Raw genomic sequence first — 16,686 nt, 5'->3', positions numbered from 1 at the left:
GTTACTGCTGTGTCTGCGACAGTCGTGTCCAAAACTCTTCCAATCCTTGTTGTACGCGGTCGACGTCTTCCGGCGTCCCCATGAGTTCGAAGCGATATAGGTGCGGGACCTTGCACTTGGCGGCGATGATGTCGCCGGCCATGCAGTAGTTGTCCCCGAAGTTGGTGTTCCCTGCGCCGATCACTCCGCGGATCAGCTTCCGGTTGCCCGGGTCGTTCAAAAACCTGATGACCTGCTTTGGAACAGATCCCTCTCCCCCGGTGCCGCCGTAGGTCGGCAGCACCAGCACGTAAGGCTCCCGGGCCGCCAGCGGAGCGTCCCTCGGGTAGAGGGGGATCCTGGCGGCGTCGATGCCCAGCTTCGCAACGAAGCGTGCCGTGTTTTCGGAGGTGGAGGAAAAGTAGATGAGGCGGCAGTGCGTTAGCTCGGGAGCCGCTGTGCTGACCGCTTCCCCGCTGTCAGCCATTGCGGCCACCCGATCATCAGTTGTTGCCAGGGCAACCATTGGACTCACCTCATCTACCGTGAAACCTTGCCTGGTAGCGGCGTCCGGAGCGTTTCAGGCTACAGCGACGGCGGAAGCCTGCGCCAGTTCTTCGATCTTGTCCGGACGGAAACCGGACCAGTGGTCCTGGTCCGTGACCACCACGGGAGCCTGCATGTAGCCCAGGGACTTCAGGCGTTCGAGGGCCTCCGCGTCCTGGGAGATATCGACGCTCTGGTAGGCGATGCCCTTCTTGTCCAGCGCGCGGTAGGTCGCGTTGCACTGCACGCAGGCCGGCTTCGTGTAAACCGTAACGGTCATGGTCCTGTCCCCTTTGTTGAAGTCTTCTGTGGGGCGCTATCCCGGCCCCGGATGTCCCTCGCTGATGCTCTGCTGGAACTGTATGTCGATACTACATGTAGTGCAAGAGCCTCACGCGGACCCCAAGATGATGTATTACAAGTATGTCATTTAACCCACCGTTAATCCACAGGAGGGGGCCCTCCAAATGTCCGGATTTCCGCCATTTTGGGGGACGTAATCCACACCCTGTGGAGTAGTTAGCCACATTAATCACCCCCGCGTGTCGCACCGCAGACGGCGTGTCGCGCGTCTTTTCGGGAACCGCCGGACCGTGGCGCCAACCACTACATGTGGTGTCCGGGCACACGAATGAGGCGGGCACCGTGGTGCCCGCCTCATTCGATCGTGATTGTTCTAACACCGGTGTCCTCACAGTCCGCCCCGGCCGGCGCCGCAGGAAGCTACCCGAGCGAATCCGGCCGGCTGCAGAGGATCTGGTCCACGCCCATCCGGGCCTCGGCGAAGCTGCGCATCGCCCCCACCAGGTACAGCCGCCAGACGCGGACGATTTCCTCGCCCATCATGGCGGCGGCGGCGTCGTGGTTAGCCTCGAACTGCGCGTACCAGGCCTCCAGCGTGCGGACGTAGTGCCGGCGCATGCCCTGCACGCCCTCCACCTCGAAGCCCGCGCCCTCGAGGAAGCCCAGCGTCTCCCCCACCGGGCGCATGTGCATGTCCGGGGCAATGAACGACTCGATGAACGGGCCGCCGCCGGGATGTTTGCCCTGCCGCGACATCTGCTGGACCAGCACCCGGCCGCCGGGTGCGACGTTGCCGAACAGGGCGGAGGCGTAGACGGGGTAGTTACGCTGGCCGACGTGCTCGCCCATCTCGAGGGAGGCGACGGCGTCGAACGGGCCGTCCGGGATCTCGCGGTAGTCCTGAACCCGGATCTCGACGCGGCCTTCCACCCCGCGCTCCTTGATGCGGGCGTCGATGAACGCCTTCTGCTCCACCGAGAGGGTGACGCCGACGACGTCGACGCCGTAGTGCTGCGCCGCGTGCAGGCTCAGCGAGCCCCAGCCGCAGCCGACGTCGAGCATCCGCATGCCCGGGGCCAGGCCGATCTTGCGGCAGACGAGGTCCAGCTTGTCCCGCTGGGCGTCCTCGAGGCCATATCCGGGGGTGGAGTCGGTCCAGTAGCCGCTGGAGTAGGCCATTTGCGGGTCCAGGATCAGGGCGTAGAAGTCGTTGCTGAGGTCATAGTGGTGGCTGATGGCGGCGCGGTCGCGCAGGACGCTGTGCAGCCGACCCCTGACCCGCGCCTGGCTGGCGGGCGGCTGGGGCGGCGCGCCAAGGGCCCCGGCGGCCGCGGCGATCCTGGCGACGCCGGCCAGCAGGGCCGGCGTCGGGCGGATGCCGGCGAGGCCGCGGTCCCGGACCACCTTCCACAGGTGCTCCAGCGCGGAGTTGAGGTCGCCGTCGACGTCGAGCTCGCCGGTGACGTAGGTCTGCGCCGCGCCCAGCTCCCCCGGCGCCCAGAGCAGGCGTCGGATGGCGTCCGGGGAGTTCAGCCGGACCACCGGCGCGCCGGACGGTCCTGCCTCGCTGCCGTCCCAGACCACGAGCCGGACCGGCAGCTCCCCGCCCACCACGGGCCGCAGGACCTCGGCAATGGTCTCCGCGAGCTGTGCCGTCATGCCGCGGCTCCCTTCGCTGCCCCCTTGGCCGCGCTCTTGGCGCCGGCGCTCTTTGTGGGGGCGTTGTTCGTATAGGCAGAGTCGAGGACGATCTGCTGCACGTCGAGATACCCCGTCTCAAACCCGGCCCGGGAGTAGCACAGGTAGAACAGCCACATCCGCTGGAAGACCGCGTCGAAGCCCATGGCGCCGACCTCGTCCGCGCGGGCCATGAACCGTTCCTCCCACAGGCGCAGGGTCTGCGCATAGTGCTCGCCCATGGCGAGGCGCTCGCGCACACGCAGTCCGGTCTGCTTCCCGGTGATGTCCTCGATGGCGCGGACCGAGGGGATGACGCCGCCGGGGAAGATGTATTTGTGCACCCACGTGTAGCTGGTGCGGGTGGCCATGAGCCGGTCATGGGCGATGGTGATGGCCTGGATGGCCACCTTGCCGCCGGGGGCCAGGACCCGCTCGATCGTCTGGAAGTAGGTGGCCCAGTATTCGAAGCCGACGGCCTCGATCATTTCGACCGAGACGATGGCGTCGTACTCGCCTTCCACGGCGCGGTAGTCCTTGAGTTCGATCGTGACGGCGTCGGCGTAGCCGGCGTCTGCCACGCGCTTGCGGGCCAGTTCCTGTTGTTCGCTGGAGAGGGTGACGGAGTAGACCGTGGCGCCGCGGGCGGCGGCGCGCAGGGCGAGCTCGCCCCAGCCGGTGCCGATTTCCAGGACGCGGGTGCCGTCCTTCACCCCAGCCTTGTCCAGCAGCCGGTCGATCTTGGCCTCTTGCGCGGCGGCCAGTCCATCCCAGGCCACGTTCCGCAGGGCGTCGCCGCTTTCCGGGAACAGGGCGCTGGAGTACGTCATGGTGCGGTCCAGGAAGGAGGCAAAGAGTTCGTTGGAGAGGTCATAATGCCGCGAGATGTTCGAACGGGTGTTCTTCTCGGTGTTCCGCTCCTTCCGCGGCTGGCGCGGCAGGTAGAGTCCGCGCAGCTTCTGCAGCGGTTCGGGCACCAGCGTGCCGACGCGGGAGGCGAACACCTCCATGACGGCGGTGAGGTCGTCGGCGTCCCAGTCACCGGCCATGAAGGACTCGCCCAGGCCGATCAGGCCGCCGTCGCCCAGCCGGGTGGCGAAGGCTTCCGGCCGGTTGATGGTCATGACGGGGTAGGCGGCGCTGTCTGTTGCTTCGCCCGGGGCGGGCTGCACCAGTGCTGCCTGGCCCTGCGGCGCCTTGCCCAGGACCGCGCCGTCCGGGTAGCGGACCTCCAGTGGCAATCTCCGCACGGCGGCCTTGAAGATGGCGTCCGCGGCGCGCCCGGCCAGCCGGGCTTTGAGGCTCGAGGGCACCGTGGCGATGCTGGGCCAGATGGCTGCGTCAATGGTGACCGGCGGCTGCGGGACCGTGTAGGGCACGGCCCTGTTTTCGGCGCTGTTGCGTGTGGTGTCCTGGGCCCGCCCCGTCCCGGATCCGGTCGCTTCTGTCATTGTCACTGAACTGCCTCCTGTGAAGGGTGGTGTGGTTTCTTGATGATGGGCAGGCGGCGTGCCCACAGCCGGATGCCCTGCCAGCGGATCTGTGTGCTGACGCGCAGCGGGGCGAGGGGTACCGCGAGCGCCGCGGACAGGATGTTCCGCAAGGTCGCTTCGTGGCGGACGCCGTCCATGGTGGCGATGAAGGGCTGGTGGCCTTCCCGCTCCAGGACCACCGATACGGCGAGACGGTCACCGGGTTCGGGGAGCTTCATGCGGTACTGGCCCTCGACGTCGTTGAACGGCGAGACGTAAAACGCCTTCGGGACGCTCGCGCGGCCGGCGCCGTCCGTTTCCAGAAGGTAGCAGTGACGCTCGCCGTACGTGTTGTGAACCTCGACGACGACGCAGCGCAGGTTCCCCACGGCGTCGTGGCACCAGAACACGCTCAGCGGGTTGAACACGTGGCCGAATACCCGGGCACTGGCGAGCATCGTGATGCGTCCGCCGTCGAGCCGGATGCCTTGAGTGCCGAGGTAGCGTTCCACGTTCCCGCGCAGGGTGCCGTCCGGGTCGCCCAGATGGTCCTCCACCCGGAAGCCGGCCAGCGGCCGGAGCAGGCGCGGCAGCTGCGGGAGGTGGTCGACGTCGACATACCAGCTGTAGCTGCGGTAGGTGAAGGCGTTCTTTAGCGGCGAGCGCCGCACGTGCGAGATGGTGGTGCGGTAGATAGCGGCCCGGTCCGTGGCGGTGCCGTCGACGGCGGCCGGGTGAAAAGCGTACCGGGCGCTCATGGCCCCTCCACCGAGGCCGGCTGCAGGTCCGGGTCGACCGCGACGGCACGCAAATTTACAGCGCCGCTGGCGGCCGGGAGCCGGTCCCAGTCACGGCCCAGCCTGGCGGCGGCCTTGAGGCCGGACAGCGCGCCGTCCTCATGGAATCCCCAGCCGTGGTAGGCGCCGGCGAAGGCCACGCGCTCGTCGCCGAGGCCGTGGATCCGCTCCTGGGCCTTCAGCGATTCCGGGGTGTACTGCGGGTGCTCGTAGACCATCCGGTCCAGGACCGTCGCGGCATCGATCAGGTCGGATTCGCCCAGGCTCACGATGTACCGGCCGCCGTCCACGGGTTCCAGCCGCTGCAGCCGGGTCATGTCGTAGCTGACCAGGACCTTGTCCGGGCGGGCGTCGCAGGACGGCAGGCGGTAGTTCCAGGAGGCCTGGGCGTTGGCGCTGGCCGGGAGCACGGCTTGGTCGCGGTGGAAGACCGTCTGGTTCACCGAATACGGCATGCCGGCCAAGGCGTCCCGCTCCGCCGCCGAGGCATCCGCAAGCATGCGCAGGGCCTGAGCCGGGTGGGTGGCGATCACGACGGCGTCAAAGGTTTCGTTCACGGTCTCCGTGCCCCGCGCCGAGGTGACGTCGACGCCGTCGGCGTGCCTGTGTACCGCGGTGACAGGGCTGGAGAGCCGGATGTCCGGCAGGGTCGCGGCGACCTTGTCGACGTAGCTGCGCGAGCCGCCGGTGACGGTCCGCCACTGCGGCGAGCCCTTGACGCCGAGCAGGCCGTGGTGGCCCAGGAACGTGAACAGGTACCGGGCCGGGTAGGCCAGCGCGGTAGTGGGATCGCAGGACCAGACGGCGCTGACCACGGGGGTCATGAAGTGCGAGATGAAGTAGCTGCTGAACCTCTCCCGGGCCAGGAACTCCCCCAACGTGAGCTCCTGACCGGTACCGGCCGTGCCCGGGGTTGCGCCGTGTCCCGCCGGGGATTCTGCCAGCAGCGCGCGGGCCCGGCGGTGGAACCTGGTGACTTCCAGCAGCATCCGCAGGTAGCGGCCGCGCAGCAGCGTGGACGGCCGGGGAATGATGCCGATCCCCTTGGGCCGTGCGCCGGCGTATTCCAGGCCGCAGCCGTCGCAGCGGACGGACATGCTCATCTCGGAGTCCTGGGTTTGGACTCCCAGCTCGGCGAACAGGCGCAGCAGCGTGGGATAGGTCCGTTCGTTGTGGACGATGAAGCCGGTGTCCACGCCCAGCGTGGGCCCGTTCGGCTGCGGCACATCATGGGTGTGGGCATGGCCGCCGAGCCGGGAGTCCGCCTCGAAGAGCGTTACCCGGTCCTGTCCGTTCAGCACATAGGCGGCGGTCAGCCCCGCCACTCCGCTGCCGATGACGGCGACCCGCCGGCCTGCCGGAATCCCTGCTGCTTGCGACACTGATCTGCTCCTGTTGTCTCGTCCAAAACTTGTCCCGCCCAAACGTCTTATGGGCAATTCGTCACCGCCGGGCCGCCGGATGAGTTGGATTCCGGCATTTTTTTTGGCTCCGTTAAGTCGGGGAGCCGGACTGGGTCTGATGGGCCCCCTGTACGTCCGTCCACCCGCCCGTCCGGGCCGGCAACTCGGATTCTCCTGCATAAGCGCCTGACCAGGGCCGTGCCGCGCCGGGCACTCTCTGCGGGCCCGCTCTGCGGGCGTCCGGGCGGGCCGCCGGGGCGGCGGATACAATGAAGCGGGATTTCCGGTCCCGCCCCCGTGGACCGGCTACCTGGCGAAGGGCAGCCCTTGATCAACCCCGTGCATCTGCGGACCCTTGTGGAAGTGATCCGGCTTGGATCGTTTGCGGCTGCCGCGGCGCGGCTCGGCTACACGGCCTCGGCCGTCTCCCAGCAAATGTCTTCACTGGAACGTGACACCGGCGTCACCTTGTTCCAGCGGGCGGCCCGCAGCATCCAGCCGACGGAAGCCGCCGTCGTCATGACCCGGCACGCGGCCAAGGTGCTCACCGACATCGAGGCGCTCATGGCCGCAGCCTCACGGGCCCAGGAAAGTACAAGCCAGGAGCTGCGGCTCGGCATCTTCCCGAGCCTGGCCACGTATGTGCTGCCGCCGATCCTGCGCAACCCGGATTGGAAGAAGCTCGGCATCGACCTGCGGGTCTCGGTCGCGGAGCCGGCCCAGACCATCCAGGGCCTGCGGGCCGGCGGCGAACTCGACGTCGCCCTGGTGTACCAGGTGGGACAGTCCGGCCTGGCCTGGCCGCACACCGTGGAGCGGCAATGGATCGGCGACGACGACTTCAGGGTGGTGCTCCCGGCGGCCTGGGGCATCGGCACGGATTCCAAGGTGGCGGCGACCCACCTCTCGGACATGCCCTGGATCATGCACCACCCGGGCACGTCCGACGCCACGGTGATCGAGCGCCTCTTCGCCAGCTGCAATCTGCACCCGCGCGTGGTGGCCTACAGCGACGACTTCCACGCCAGCCTGGAAATGGCGGCCGCCGGACTCGGCGCCGCCCTGGTCCCGGAGCTTGCCCTGCGGCACCGTCCGGCCGGCGTGGTGGTCCTGGATGTTCCGGAAATCCGGCTGGCCCGGAATATCTTCGCCCTGCTCATCAATGAGAAGCGGACCGCGCAGGTCCAGCTGTTCGTGGAACTGCTGGCCGAAACGATGCACCGGCTCGGAACCACAGGCAACGGCTGAGGCCCAGGCGCGCGGACTTGGGGCCGGGCGCGCGGACTGTGCGCAGGGACCAGGCGCGCCGGGGTTCCCATGCGGAGACAGATCGATAAGGATGGGCCCATGAGCCGAACCTATTCAGCCTCCCGCCCCGTCGCCTCCGACAACCCCCAGGAAGTCGCCGCGGCCGTCCGCGCCGCCACCGAGGAGCTTCGCGAGACCCTCCGCGGGCACGGCATCGACGTCAGCTTTGACGATATTGCCCTGCTGGGGCACACCGAGTCCTGGGACGATGAAGGGCAGCGGTGGGTCAATGTCGACTGGGAGGGCGAGCAAGCGGGGTAGCCGCGCGGCAGGCACTCAGCGCTTCCGGTTCCCTTGTCTCACGGGCGCGACCACAGCGTCGATGACCCGCTGCTTGGTCCGGGTGTACGGCGGATAGATCAGTTCCAGGGTGTCCGGCCACAGCGGCTTGTCCAGTGTGGAACGCTCATGCGAGAACGTCCGCACCGAATGTTCCCCGTGGTAGGCGCCCATGCCGCTGCCGCCGACCCCGCCGAACGGCAGCCCGGGGACGGACAGGTGGGCCGCCGGAACATCGAAGCACAAGGCCCCGGACGAGGTCCGCTCGGCGAAGGCCCGGCGGGTGGCCGGGTCCTTGCTAAATACGTAGAGCGCCAGCGGTTTGGGCCTCCCGTTCACCTGCCCGATTGCCTCGTCAAGCCCCGGCACGGCCACCAGGGGCAGCAATGGTCCGAAGATTTCCTCGGCCATGACGGCGTCCCCGGGTGCCGGCCGAAGCAGGGTGGGCGCGAAGTACCGGCCGCCGGCGTCGCGCTGTCCGCCGTGCACCACGGTGCTGGCGTCGGCCAGGGCCGAGAGCCGGGCGAAGTGGCGGTCGTTGACAATCCGGCCGTAGGACGGGCTCGTGGCCGGGTCCGTGCCGAAGAGCGCCGTGATGGCCTTGACCAGCTGGGCCTGCAGCGGCGCCTGGACCTCCTCCCGGACCAGGACGTAGTCCGGGGCGACGCAGGTCTGCCCGGCATTCATGAAACGGCCCCAGGCGATGCGTTTGGCTGCCGCGGCCAGGTCCGTGGAGGCATCGACATAGGCCGGGGACTTGCCGCCGAGCTCCAGGGTCACGGGGGTCAGGTGCTCGGCAGCGGCCCGCATCACCACCTTGGCCGCGGTTTCTCCCCCGGTGAAGAAGATGTGGTCGAAGCGTTCGGCCAGGAGCGCCGCTGTCTCCGGGATGCCGCCCTCCACCACCTCGGCGGCCCCGGCCAGGTATTCGGGAATCCACCGGGCCAGGGCGGCGGAGGTGGCCGGGGCGTGTTCGCTTGGCTTGAGCACGGCGGCGTTGCCTGCGGCCAGGGCCCCTGCCAGCGGGGCGAGGAGCAGTTGCAGCGGATAGTTCCACGGCCCGATCACGAGCACGACGCCCAGCGGGGTGAGTTCGGTCCACGCGCGGGCCGGCTGCACCGGGAGCGGGACGGGCACACGGCGGGGCCGCAGCCAGCCTTCCAGGTGGCGCTCCAGATGCGCCGTTTCGGCGGCAACGAAGCCGATCTCTGTCAGCTGCGCCTCGGTGTTGTGCTTGCCCAAATCCGTTGCGAGGGCCGCCGCGAACTCGCCGTGCCGTTCGGCCAGCATGCGCCGGAGGTTGCGTAATTGCTCAAGCCGCCAGGTCACGGGGCGGGTGGTGCCGGCGTCGAACAGGGCGCGGGCGCGGGCGACGGGAGAGGCTACGGTCTGCATTCGATCAATGTACAGTCCTTCAGCGGCTCCGCCGTTGCGGCGCCGGATAAAACCTGACAACGCTGGAATGGACCGGTTTTCAGGACTATGTTGAAGATATGAACAAGGTAGCGAGCAAGCACTTCGGCGAGGTCGAGCTCAACCACGGAAGGGATCACAATCTCACCGCCAAGCATGAACTGGCGGGCCAGACCGTGGAGCTTGACCTGAATGTCGACGCGCATGACCATTTCGACGAAGCGGCCATGCATAAGGTTGACTACCGTTTGCGCTTCCTGCCCGAACTCGTGGACCAGGTCCGCGAGATGATCGCCGAGGAACTGGCGCAGGAAGGCACCAGCCCGCAGGAGTACCGCCACTTCCATTGCAACGCCATCAAGGACGAGCACCTCAGGACGGTCTTCGGCGTCGAGGACAAGAGCCAGCTCACCGACGACGTCTTCCTCAAGGCACTCAAACTGGGCCACGTGGGCATCTACCCCGGCCAGCCGGAACGCTACTTCGTCCTCGACTTCACGCTGGGCCAGCACTTCACCGACGAGGTCCTCGTCGCCTCCGCCGATGAGGACGGCGTCGTGGACGACGAAATCCTCTGGGAATCCTGACTCGCCCGGCGCACCCTGCATCGGCTGCTCCACACGTGCCCTTTTGAGGGCCCGGAAGGGCGTCTGCCCAGCAATCGATGACTAAAAACGTACGACGCCGGCCGGCCACCGTGAGGTGACCGGCCGGCGTCGTTTACTCAGGCCCTGCTTCGGGCGGCTGTCTACTTCGCGGCTTCGAGCAGTTCTGCGCGCACCGTCCGGGTGGCCGTGACCAGGTTGCGCAGGGACTCCTCGGTCTCGGCGTAGCCGCGGGTCTTCAGGCCGCAGTCCGGGTTGACCCAGAGCTGGCGGGACGGGACGTGCTTGACCGCGGTGCTGAGCAGCTCGGTGACTTCCTGTTCGCCCGGGACACGCGGCGAGTGGATGTCGTAGACCCCGGGGCCGACGCCGCGGCCGAAGCCGTGGGATTCGAGGTCGTGCACAACCTCCATGCGGGACCGGGCCGCCTCGATCGAGGTGACGTCGGCGTCGAGGCCGTCGATCGCGTCGATGATGGCGCCGAACTCGGAGTAGCACAGGTGCGTGTGGACCTGGGTGGCGTCCGCGGCGCCGGCCGTGGCCAGGCGGAAGGACTTCACGGACCAGTCCAGGTACGCGGCCTGGTCGGCCTTGCGCAGCGGCAGGAGCTCGCGCAGGGCGGGCTCGTCCACCTGAATGACCTTGATGCCGGCGGCTTCGAGGTCGGCGATTTCGTCGCGGAGGGCCAGGGCCACCTGGTTGGCGGTCTCGCCGAGCGGCTGGTCGTCGCGGACGAAGGACCAGGCCAGGATGGTGACCGGGCCGGTGAGCATGCCCTTCATCGGCTTATTGGTCAGGGACTGCGCGTACTTGGCCCATTCCACCGTGATCGGTGCGCTGCGGGTGACGTCGCCCCACAGGATGGAGGGGCGGGTGCAGCGCGAGCCGTAGGACTGGACCCAGCCGTGCACGGTGACGTCGAAGCCTTCGAGGTTCTCGGCGAAGTACTGGACCATGTCGTTGCGCTCGGGCTCGCCGTGGACCAGGACATCGAAGCCAAGCTCTTCCTGCAGGTCCACGACGCGTTTGATCTCATCCTTCATGAGCTGCTCGTACTGCTCCGTGGTGAGGTCGCCACGGTTGGCGCGGGCCCGGGCGGTGCGGATTTCGCCGGTCTGCGGGAAGGAGCCAATGGTGGTGGTGGGCAGCGGCGGCAGGTGCAGCGCCTTTTCCTGGGCGGCTTCGCGGACCGCGTAGGCGGAGCGGTTGAAGTCGGCGTCGGTCAGGGCGGCGGTGCGCGCCCGGACGTCGCCGCGGCGGACGCCTTCGGCCTCGGCGCGGGAGGCGATGATGCGGGTGGCCTCGTCGATGGCCGGCTGGACGGCCGCCGGGTCGGTCAGCAGTCCTGCCAGGGTGACAACCTCAACGGCCTTCTGGTCGGCGAAGGCCAGCCAGCTGCGCAGCTGCTCGGAGAGCTGGACTTCCTCGTCGACGTCGTGCGGGACGTGCTGGGTGGACGTGGAGGTGCTGATGGCGAGCTTGGCCACGGCCTTCTGCAGTTCGGCGATCTTCTTCGCGGAGGCCGCGAGGTCGTTGCGCCAGATGTTGTGCCCGTCCACGACGCCGGCGACGAGGGTCTTGTTGCCCAGCGCGGCCAGGGCCGCCGCGGACGGGACCTCGCCCTTGAAGACGTCCAGGTGCAGGGCGTCGATGCCGGTGGCGGCGAGGGTTCCGAGCTGGCCATTGAGGGCGCCGTACGGGGTGGAGACGAAGAGCTGCGGGCGCTGGGCCGCGGCGGCGAGGACCTCGTAGGAGCGGGCGACGGCCGCCTGGATTTCCTCGGCCGGGGTGTCCTGGTCCACCACGAGGGCGGGCTCGTCGAGCTGGACCCAGCTGGCGCCGGCGGCGGCAAGCTTCCCGAGCAGCGCGGTGTAGACGGGGAGGATGTCCTCGAGGCGGGACAGGGGGCTGAAGCCGGCCGGGGCGTCGTCGGAGGGCTTGCTCAGCAGCAGGAACGTGACCGGGCCGACGATGTAGGGACGGGTCTCAACACCGTTGGCCAGGGCGTGCTCGAATTCCTCCACGATCCGGTTGGAGGTCAGTGAGAAGGCGGTCTCCGGGCCGATTTCCGGTACGAGGTAGTGGTAGTTGGTGTCGAACCACTTGGTCATTTCCAGCGGCTGCTGGTCCTTGTTGCCGCGGGCCAGGGTGAAGTAGCCGTCGATGTCGAGCTGACCGTCGGCGTTGAGCAGGTTCCCGAAGCGGGCCGGCACGGCACCGAGGTGGGCGGCGGCGTCGAGGACCTGGTCGTAGTAGGAGAAGGTGCCGGGCACGGCCGCGGCCTCGGTCAGGCCGAGGCCTTGGAGACGCTTGGCGGTGCCGAGCTGGATTTCTTTGGCGGCGGCGTCGAGGGCCGCGGCGTCGATCTTGCCGGCCCAGTAGGCCTCGATGGCCTTCTTGAGCTCGCGGCGGCGGCCGATGCGCGGGTAGCCCAGGATCGAGGCGGACGGGAAGGGGGTGGTGAGCTGTTCAGTCATGGGAGGTCCTTGGAGTTTGTCGTTGACAGATGACGAGGGGGCAATCAGCTGGCGAGCTGGCCGCTGGCGGCGCGGCGGAGCCCGCTGGCGCGTCCGGCGCCGTGCCGGTTGCCGATGTTCTTGCCGCTGCGCGGGCGGGGTAGAGCGAGTTTGTCCAGCACATCCAGGGCGGCGGCGTGCTCATTGAACGTGTAGAGGTGGATGCCGGGGGCGCCGGCATCCAAGGCGGCATTGGCGAGGTCGACTGTCGCCCCGACGCCCACCCTGATCCGTTCGGCGTCGGTATCGGCTGCCGCGAGGCGGTCGATAAGTTCCGGTGCCGGTTCGACGCCGGTCAGTTCGCCGAGGCGGGCGAGCCGGCGCAGGCTGGTCAGCGGCATGACGCCGGGAATGATCGGGATTGTCACTCCGGCACGGCGTGACCGGGCCAGGAGGTCGGCGTACTGCTCCGTGTGGAAGAAGACCTGGGTGATGGCGAAGTCTGCGCCGGAACGCTGCTTGGCCAGCAGGACCTCGACGTCGTGCGCCTCACTGGGAGATTCCGGGTGCCGGGTCGGGTAGGCGGCGACGCCCACGGCAACCTTGCCGGCGCACAGGAGCGCCGATCGGCGCTGTTCCACGCGGCGGATGAGTTCAATCAGGTCCTGGGCGTACCGCAACGATCCGGGCGGCGGGGTTGCGCCGTCCTTGGGCCGGTCGCCGCGCAGGGCAAGGATGCCGCGGACACCGACGTCGAGCAGTTCGCCGATGATGTCCGCCAGTTCCTGCGGGGAGTTCCCGACGCACGTCAGGTGGGCCAGGGGCCGCAGCGTCGTTTCCTGCACGAGCCGGTTGATGAGCTCGACGGCGGTGCTGCGGTTGGAGCCGCTGGCGCCGTAGGTCACGGACACGTAGTCCGGGTCCGTGGCTTCCAGTTCACCGATGGTGGTCCAGAGGGATTCGGCGGCGGCGGCGGAGCGCGGCGGGAACAGCTCGTAGGACAGCGCAACGGGCGCCGCGCCGGCCAGGTTGGGATGGGTGTCGATAAGGCTTGGTGGTGACATTTGCGTCCTTGGCTGTGAACACTGCCGGTGGCCCGGAAAGGGGTGCCGGCAGTGAATTGAGTTTGGGGAACACGGAGGGAACTCCTGCAGGACGCAGCCGCGACTGTTACGCCTGATACGAAGTTGTCCGTGAGCAAATGTCAGGCCCACATGGGGGCACCCACACCCTCCTGGGCCGCCCTGGGGCAAGCCGTCAACGGAGGATCGCTGACACGTTACTGAGGTAACTTGTATAGAACTCTAAGGCCCAATCTCGGGGCCCTTCAAGTCGGTGTCCGAATTAAGACGCACCTTTACGGTTATTTGTGGGTCGCCGCGGAATTATGTTCGCCCACCGGGCCGATTCCGTCGCCCGGTCGCGCTCCCGGATGCCCTCCCCATCGCCTCCGGTCAGGACTATCCTGTTGCCATGATTCAGCTTCCAGCCAGCTACCAGGAGTACCTCGCCGGCAAGAGCGAGAGTTTCATCAACACCGTCCGGCCGGTCCTCATGCAGTCGGCCGCAGAGAAGACGCACGGAGTCCGGATCCTCGTCCTTCCACACGGCCATCAGGCGCATCTGGACCCAACCATCCCCTTCGGGACGGTGGTAGAAGACATCGACTGACTCCTGCCCGGCCCGCCCTAGCTTCCTATTAGCTTCCCAGGAGCAGCCGCTGCGAGCGGGGCGCCAAGGTGTGTTCCAGCACGAGGCAGGCTGCTCCGACGGCGCCGACGTCGTCCCCCACGCCCGTGCCCACAACCTCTATGCCGTGAATCTTCCGGGTGGCGCTGTTGGCTTCAATAAGCCCGGGCATCTGTTCGAGGTACGCCGCTGACAGGCACGTCCAGAACGGACCGCCGAACACCACGCGCTCGACGTCCAGTGCGTTGGTGACGGCCGAGACGGCACGGGCCACCAGCACGGCAGATCCGGCGATGATTTCCATGGCCTGTTCGTTGCCGCCGTAGGCGAGCTCGCACAGCTGGGCGAAACGCTCCTGGACTGCGGGCGCGCTCCGGACCTGGCCCGGACCATCCAGCACCCCGGCGGCCTCGGCCTTCGCGACGAGGACCTGCGGAATGGCCGAGACCTTCACGCAGCCGCGCTGGCCGCAGTCGCAGAGCGCACCGTCGGGGTCCACGATGATGTGACCGATCTCCCCGGCGTTGCCCGAGGTCCCGCGGACCACCTCGTCATTTAGGACAATCCCGCAGCCGATCCCGGTGCCCATATACATAAAGACAAAGCTGCCCTCGCCGCTGGGGCCGCCGGCCCACGTTTCCGCCACGGCCGCGCTGGTCACGTCCTTGTCCATCAGGGTGGACAGGCCGGTGGCCGCGGTCAGGGCGGCCCGGAGCCCGACGTGGTCCCAGCCCGGCAGCAGCGGCGGGTCCACCACCGCGCCCTCATTGAGGTCGATGGGGCCCGGCGAGGCAACCCCCAGCCCGGCGATCCGGGCCGGGTCCACCCCGGAATCCGCGATGAGCCCCCTGATTTCGGCGGCGATGGTGTCGATGATCGCCCGGGGATCGGTGCCGGGAGGAGTGGAGATCCGTGAGTGCCTGACGACGGCGCCGAGGAGGTCCAGCACCACGAACGTGAGCACGGCCGGGTCCAGATGGACGCCCACGGCGTACATCCCCGCAGGATTGAGCCGCAGCATGGTCCGCGGTTTGCCCGGGCCGGTGCCTTCCTTGCCGGCCTCGACAATCAGGTGCTGGTCCAGCAGGCGGCGGGAAATGTTGGAAATGGTCTGCGGCGACAGCCCGACGATCTGCGCCAGTTCCACGCGGCTCAGGCCGCCCGGGGCGCGGCGGATGGCGTCGAGGATGACCGTGAGGTTGAAATCCCCCATCTTCGGTAGGTTGGTTCCCCGCTTCGGCGAAGGTTGCCGGATCTCGGTCACTGATACCTCTAAACGTCTTTGGCCACGCACAGCACTTGTCAGAATCGTACGTTACGTGCAGGCGTGCGCCCACACATCCGCTGTCCTAACCGAATGTTTCAGGTGTGCGGTCCGCGGACGCTCGCCGTCACGGTGAACTTCGGGTTCCTGCCGACCTCGCGGGTCGGCCCGATCAGGCGTTCGAGCGCAGGCCGGTAGTGCAGGTGGCTGTTGAAGACGGTCCAGAGTTCCCCGCCGGGGGCGAGCACCCTGCCGGCCGCCTCGATCAGCTTGATCCCGGCGCCGGCGTGGACGGCTGCCTCCAGGTGGAAGGGCGGGTTGAGCAGGATCAGGTCGGCGCTGGCATCCGGCAGGGAGCTCATGGCGTCGTCCTGGAGGACATCGATCCGGGCATCCAGTCCGTTGGCGCGGGCCGTGGCGAGGGCCGAGTCGATGGCGGCCGCGGACCGGTCCGTGGCGGTGACGCGGGCCGCCGGGTTGGCCCGGGCGTACATCGCGGCCAGGATTCCTGTGCCGCAGCCCAGGTCAATGGCATGCGTGACGGGGGGCATCTGCGGCAGGAAGTCCAGCAGGAACCTGGTGCCGATATCCAGCCCGGTGCCGGCGAAGACGGCTCCCCGGGCACAGACGGCCAGCCCCAGCTCCTCGTTCGTCCCGGTGACCGGAAAGGGTGGCACGGCCGGGACGGGCTTGGGGCGCCGGGCGAGCAGGAGCCGCGATTTCTGCCGGGCCAGTTGGGGCTGGACGTCCTCGAAGTAGCGTGCCAGCACGGCGTTCATGCCCAGGCTCATGTGTTTGACGCGGCCGCCCGCCACCAGCACAACGTCGGGCGCCGCGTAGCGGGCGACGGCGTCGGCGATCTCCTCGAGTTCCGCGAGGGAGCGGGGCAGCTGGAGCAGGACCAAGGAGGCGCCATCCAGAAGTTCCGCGCCCAACGGGAGTTGTTCGAAATTTGCGTCGATTCCCAAGGCGTCCGCGTTGGACCGGAGCGCCCGCTCTCCGGTGATGAGGTCCTGATGGACCCGGACGCCGCCCTCACCAAGGTTTGGTGCGCCAAGGGTCAGTGCTCCGAGGGTCAGGGCCCCGTACCGGTCCCCCACCACGGCGAGCCGTGCCCCGGGGTGCGGCATGGCGGCCGCGTGCATCTCAACCGCTGTTTCCAGCAGGAGCTTGTCCGTGGCGTCCCATGCCTGCAGGTTGGCGGCCTCGACGTCCGGGAATCGTCTCAGCCGGGCAAAGAGGGATTCGAAGTTGGTGTCCGCCACGCGCGTTGTGCCGCCGTTTCTTCTTGGGCCTGGGTCATAGAGCTGGTGTGAGCCGGGGCGTGTCCGCCGTCCCCTGGTGCTGCACAGCAGGGTTGATGTCTCACGTTTTACGTTATACCGGATACCGGTCCGGACCTGCAGGATGCGGATTCCCGCCGAGGCGGCAGGGGCGGGAATTGAACCCGCGCCTGCTCACTCGGTCATGCTGGTGGAGTAGGTCATCCTGGTGT

Annotated in this window: 15 protein-coding genes; 4 read left to right on the top strand and 11 right to left on the bottom strand. The window is 68.2% G+C overall.

Annotated features, from left to right (window positions below; all coding sequences use genetic code 11):
- Position 1: 1 nt before the first annotated feature.
- The 6 genes from nrdI to C8D78_RS00490 all read right to left on the bottom strand — a co-directional run bounded on the left by nrdI (position 2) and on the right by C8D78_RS00490 (position 6,156).
- Positions 2-466: a class Ib ribonucleoside-diphosphate reductase assembly flavoprotein NrdI gene (gene nrdI / locus C8D78_RS00515; protein WP_120950615.1), complete on the bottom strand. Its 465-nt coding sequence runs from the start codon at positions 464-466 to the stop codon at positions 2-4.
- A gap of 93 nt (positions 467-559) precedes the next feature.
- On the bottom strand, positions 560-805 hold the full coding sequence (gene nrdH, locus C8D78_RS00510; protein WP_120949950.1) for a glutaredoxin-like protein NrdH: 246 nt from the start codon (positions 803-805) through the stop codon (positions 560-562).
- 443 nt (positions 806-1,248) lie between these two features.
- On the bottom strand, positions 1,249-2,487 hold the full coding sequence (locus tag C8D78_RS00505) for an SAM-dependent methyltransferase (protein ID WP_120949949.1): 1,239 nt from the start codon (positions 2,485-2,487) through the stop codon (positions 1,249-1,251).
- Positions 2,484-3,956 carry an SAM-dependent methyltransferase gene (locus C8D78_RS00500; protein ID WP_244208240.1) on the bottom strand — a complete coding sequence of 491 codons (1,473 nt, stop codon included), beginning with the start codon at positions 3,954-3,956 and terminating at the stop codon, positions 2,484-2,486. The genes C8D78_RS00505 and C8D78_RS00500 overlap by 4 nt, the downstream gene beginning before the upstream one ends.
- Positions 3,957-3,958: 2 nt before the next feature.
- Positions 3,959-4,735 (bottom strand): DUF1365 domain-containing protein, encoded by a 777-nt coding sequence (locus C8D78_RS00495; RefSeq protein ID WP_120949948.1) that lies wholly within the window; start codon positions 4,733-4,735, stop codon positions 3,959-3,961.
- Positions 4,732-6,156, bottom strand: a complete 1,425-nt coding sequence (locus C8D78_RS00490) for an NAD(P)/FAD-dependent oxidoreductase (RefSeq protein ID WP_120949947.1) — start codon at positions 6,154-6,156, stop codon at positions 4,732-4,734. Before C8D78_RS00490 ends, C8D78_RS00495 begins: the two co-directional genes overlap by 4 nt.
- A 348-nt stretch (positions 6,157-6,504) precedes the next feature.
- Here C8D78_RS00490 and C8D78_RS00485 point away from each other — a divergent pair, with 348 nt between their 5' ends.
- Positions 6,505-7,425 carry a LysR family transcriptional regulator gene (locus C8D78_RS00485; RefSeq protein WP_120950613.1) on the top strand — a complete coding sequence of 307 codons (921 nt, stop codon included), beginning with the start codon at positions 6,505-6,507 and terminating at the stop codon, positions 7,423-7,425.
- Between the two features lie 99 nt (positions 7,426-7,524).
- Positions 7,525-7,746 carry a hypothetical protein gene (locus tag C8D78_RS00480; protein WP_120949946.1) on the top strand — a complete coding sequence of 74 codons (222 nt, stop codon included), beginning with the start codon at positions 7,525-7,527 and terminating at the stop codon, positions 7,744-7,746.
- A gap of 15 nt (positions 7,747-7,761) precedes the next feature.
- Here C8D78_RS00480 and C8D78_RS00475 read toward each other — a convergent pair whose 3' ends face one another.
- Entirely contained in the window at positions 7,762-9,159 is a 1,398-nt protein-coding gene (locus C8D78_RS00475; RefSeq protein WP_120949945.1) for an aldehyde dehydrogenase family protein, read from the bottom strand.
- Between the two features lie 98 nt (positions 9,160-9,257).
- On the opposite strand from C8D78_RS00475, the gene C8D78_RS00470 reads away from it, so the two are divergent.
- Positions 9,258-9,764 carry a DUF2004 domain-containing protein gene (locus tag C8D78_RS00470; protein WP_120949944.1) on the top strand — a complete coding sequence of 169 codons (507 nt, stop codon included), beginning with the start codon at positions 9,258-9,260 and terminating at the stop codon, positions 9,762-9,764.
- Between the two features lie 161 nt (positions 9,765-9,925).
- Here the strand turns inward: C8D78_RS00470 and metE are convergent, their stop codons facing one another.
- Both metE and C8D78_RS00460 read right to left on the bottom strand, forming a co-directional pair.
- Positions 9,926-12,259 (bottom strand): 5-methyltetrahydropteroyltriglutamate--homocysteine S-methyltransferase, encoded by a 2,334-nt coding sequence (gene metE, locus C8D78_RS00465; RefSeq protein ID WP_120949943.1) that lies wholly within the window; start codon positions 12,257-12,259, stop codon positions 9,926-9,928.
- A gap of 44 nt (positions 12,260-12,303) precedes the next feature.
- Positions 12,304-13,302 (bottom strand): methylenetetrahydrofolate reductase, encoded by a 999-nt coding sequence (locus C8D78_RS00460; RefSeq protein ID WP_120949942.1) that lies wholly within the window; start codon positions 13,300-13,302, stop codon positions 12,304-12,306.
- 409 nt (positions 13,303-13,711) lie between these two features.
- Between C8D78_RS00460 and C8D78_RS00455 the strand changes: the two genes are divergently transcribed.
- The gene (locus C8D78_RS00455; protein WP_120949941.1) at positions 13,712-13,909 is read left to right on the top strand and encodes a hypothetical protein; all 198 of its coding nucleotides are present in this window, start codon (positions 13,712-13,714) and stop codon (positions 13,907-13,909) included.
- A gap of 28 nt (positions 13,910-13,937) precedes the next feature.
- Here the strand turns inward: C8D78_RS00455 and C8D78_RS00450 are convergent, their stop codons facing one another.
- Both C8D78_RS00450 and C8D78_RS00445 read right to left on the bottom strand, forming a co-directional pair.
- The gene (locus tag C8D78_RS00450; RefSeq protein WP_120949940.1) at positions 13,938-15,140 is read right to left on the bottom strand and encodes an ROK family transcriptional regulator; all 1,203 of its coding nucleotides are present in this window, start codon (positions 15,138-15,140) and stop codon (positions 13,938-13,940) included.
- Between the two features lie 149 nt (positions 15,141-15,289).
- Positions 15,290-16,456, bottom strand: coding sequence for a class I SAM-dependent methyltransferase (locus C8D78_RS00445; protein WP_120949939.1), 1,167 nt, complete (start codon positions 16,454-16,456; stop codon positions 15,290-15,292).
- Positions 16,457-16,686 lie beyond the last annotated feature (230 nt).

The sequence above is a fragment of the Arthrobacter oryzae genome (genome assembly GCF_003634095.1).
Classification (GTDB): Bacteria; Actinomycetota; Actinomycetes; order Actinomycetales; family Micrococcaceae; genus Arthrobacter; species Arthrobacter oryzae.
This window is presented reverse-complemented; position numbering and strand designations above follow the sequence as displayed.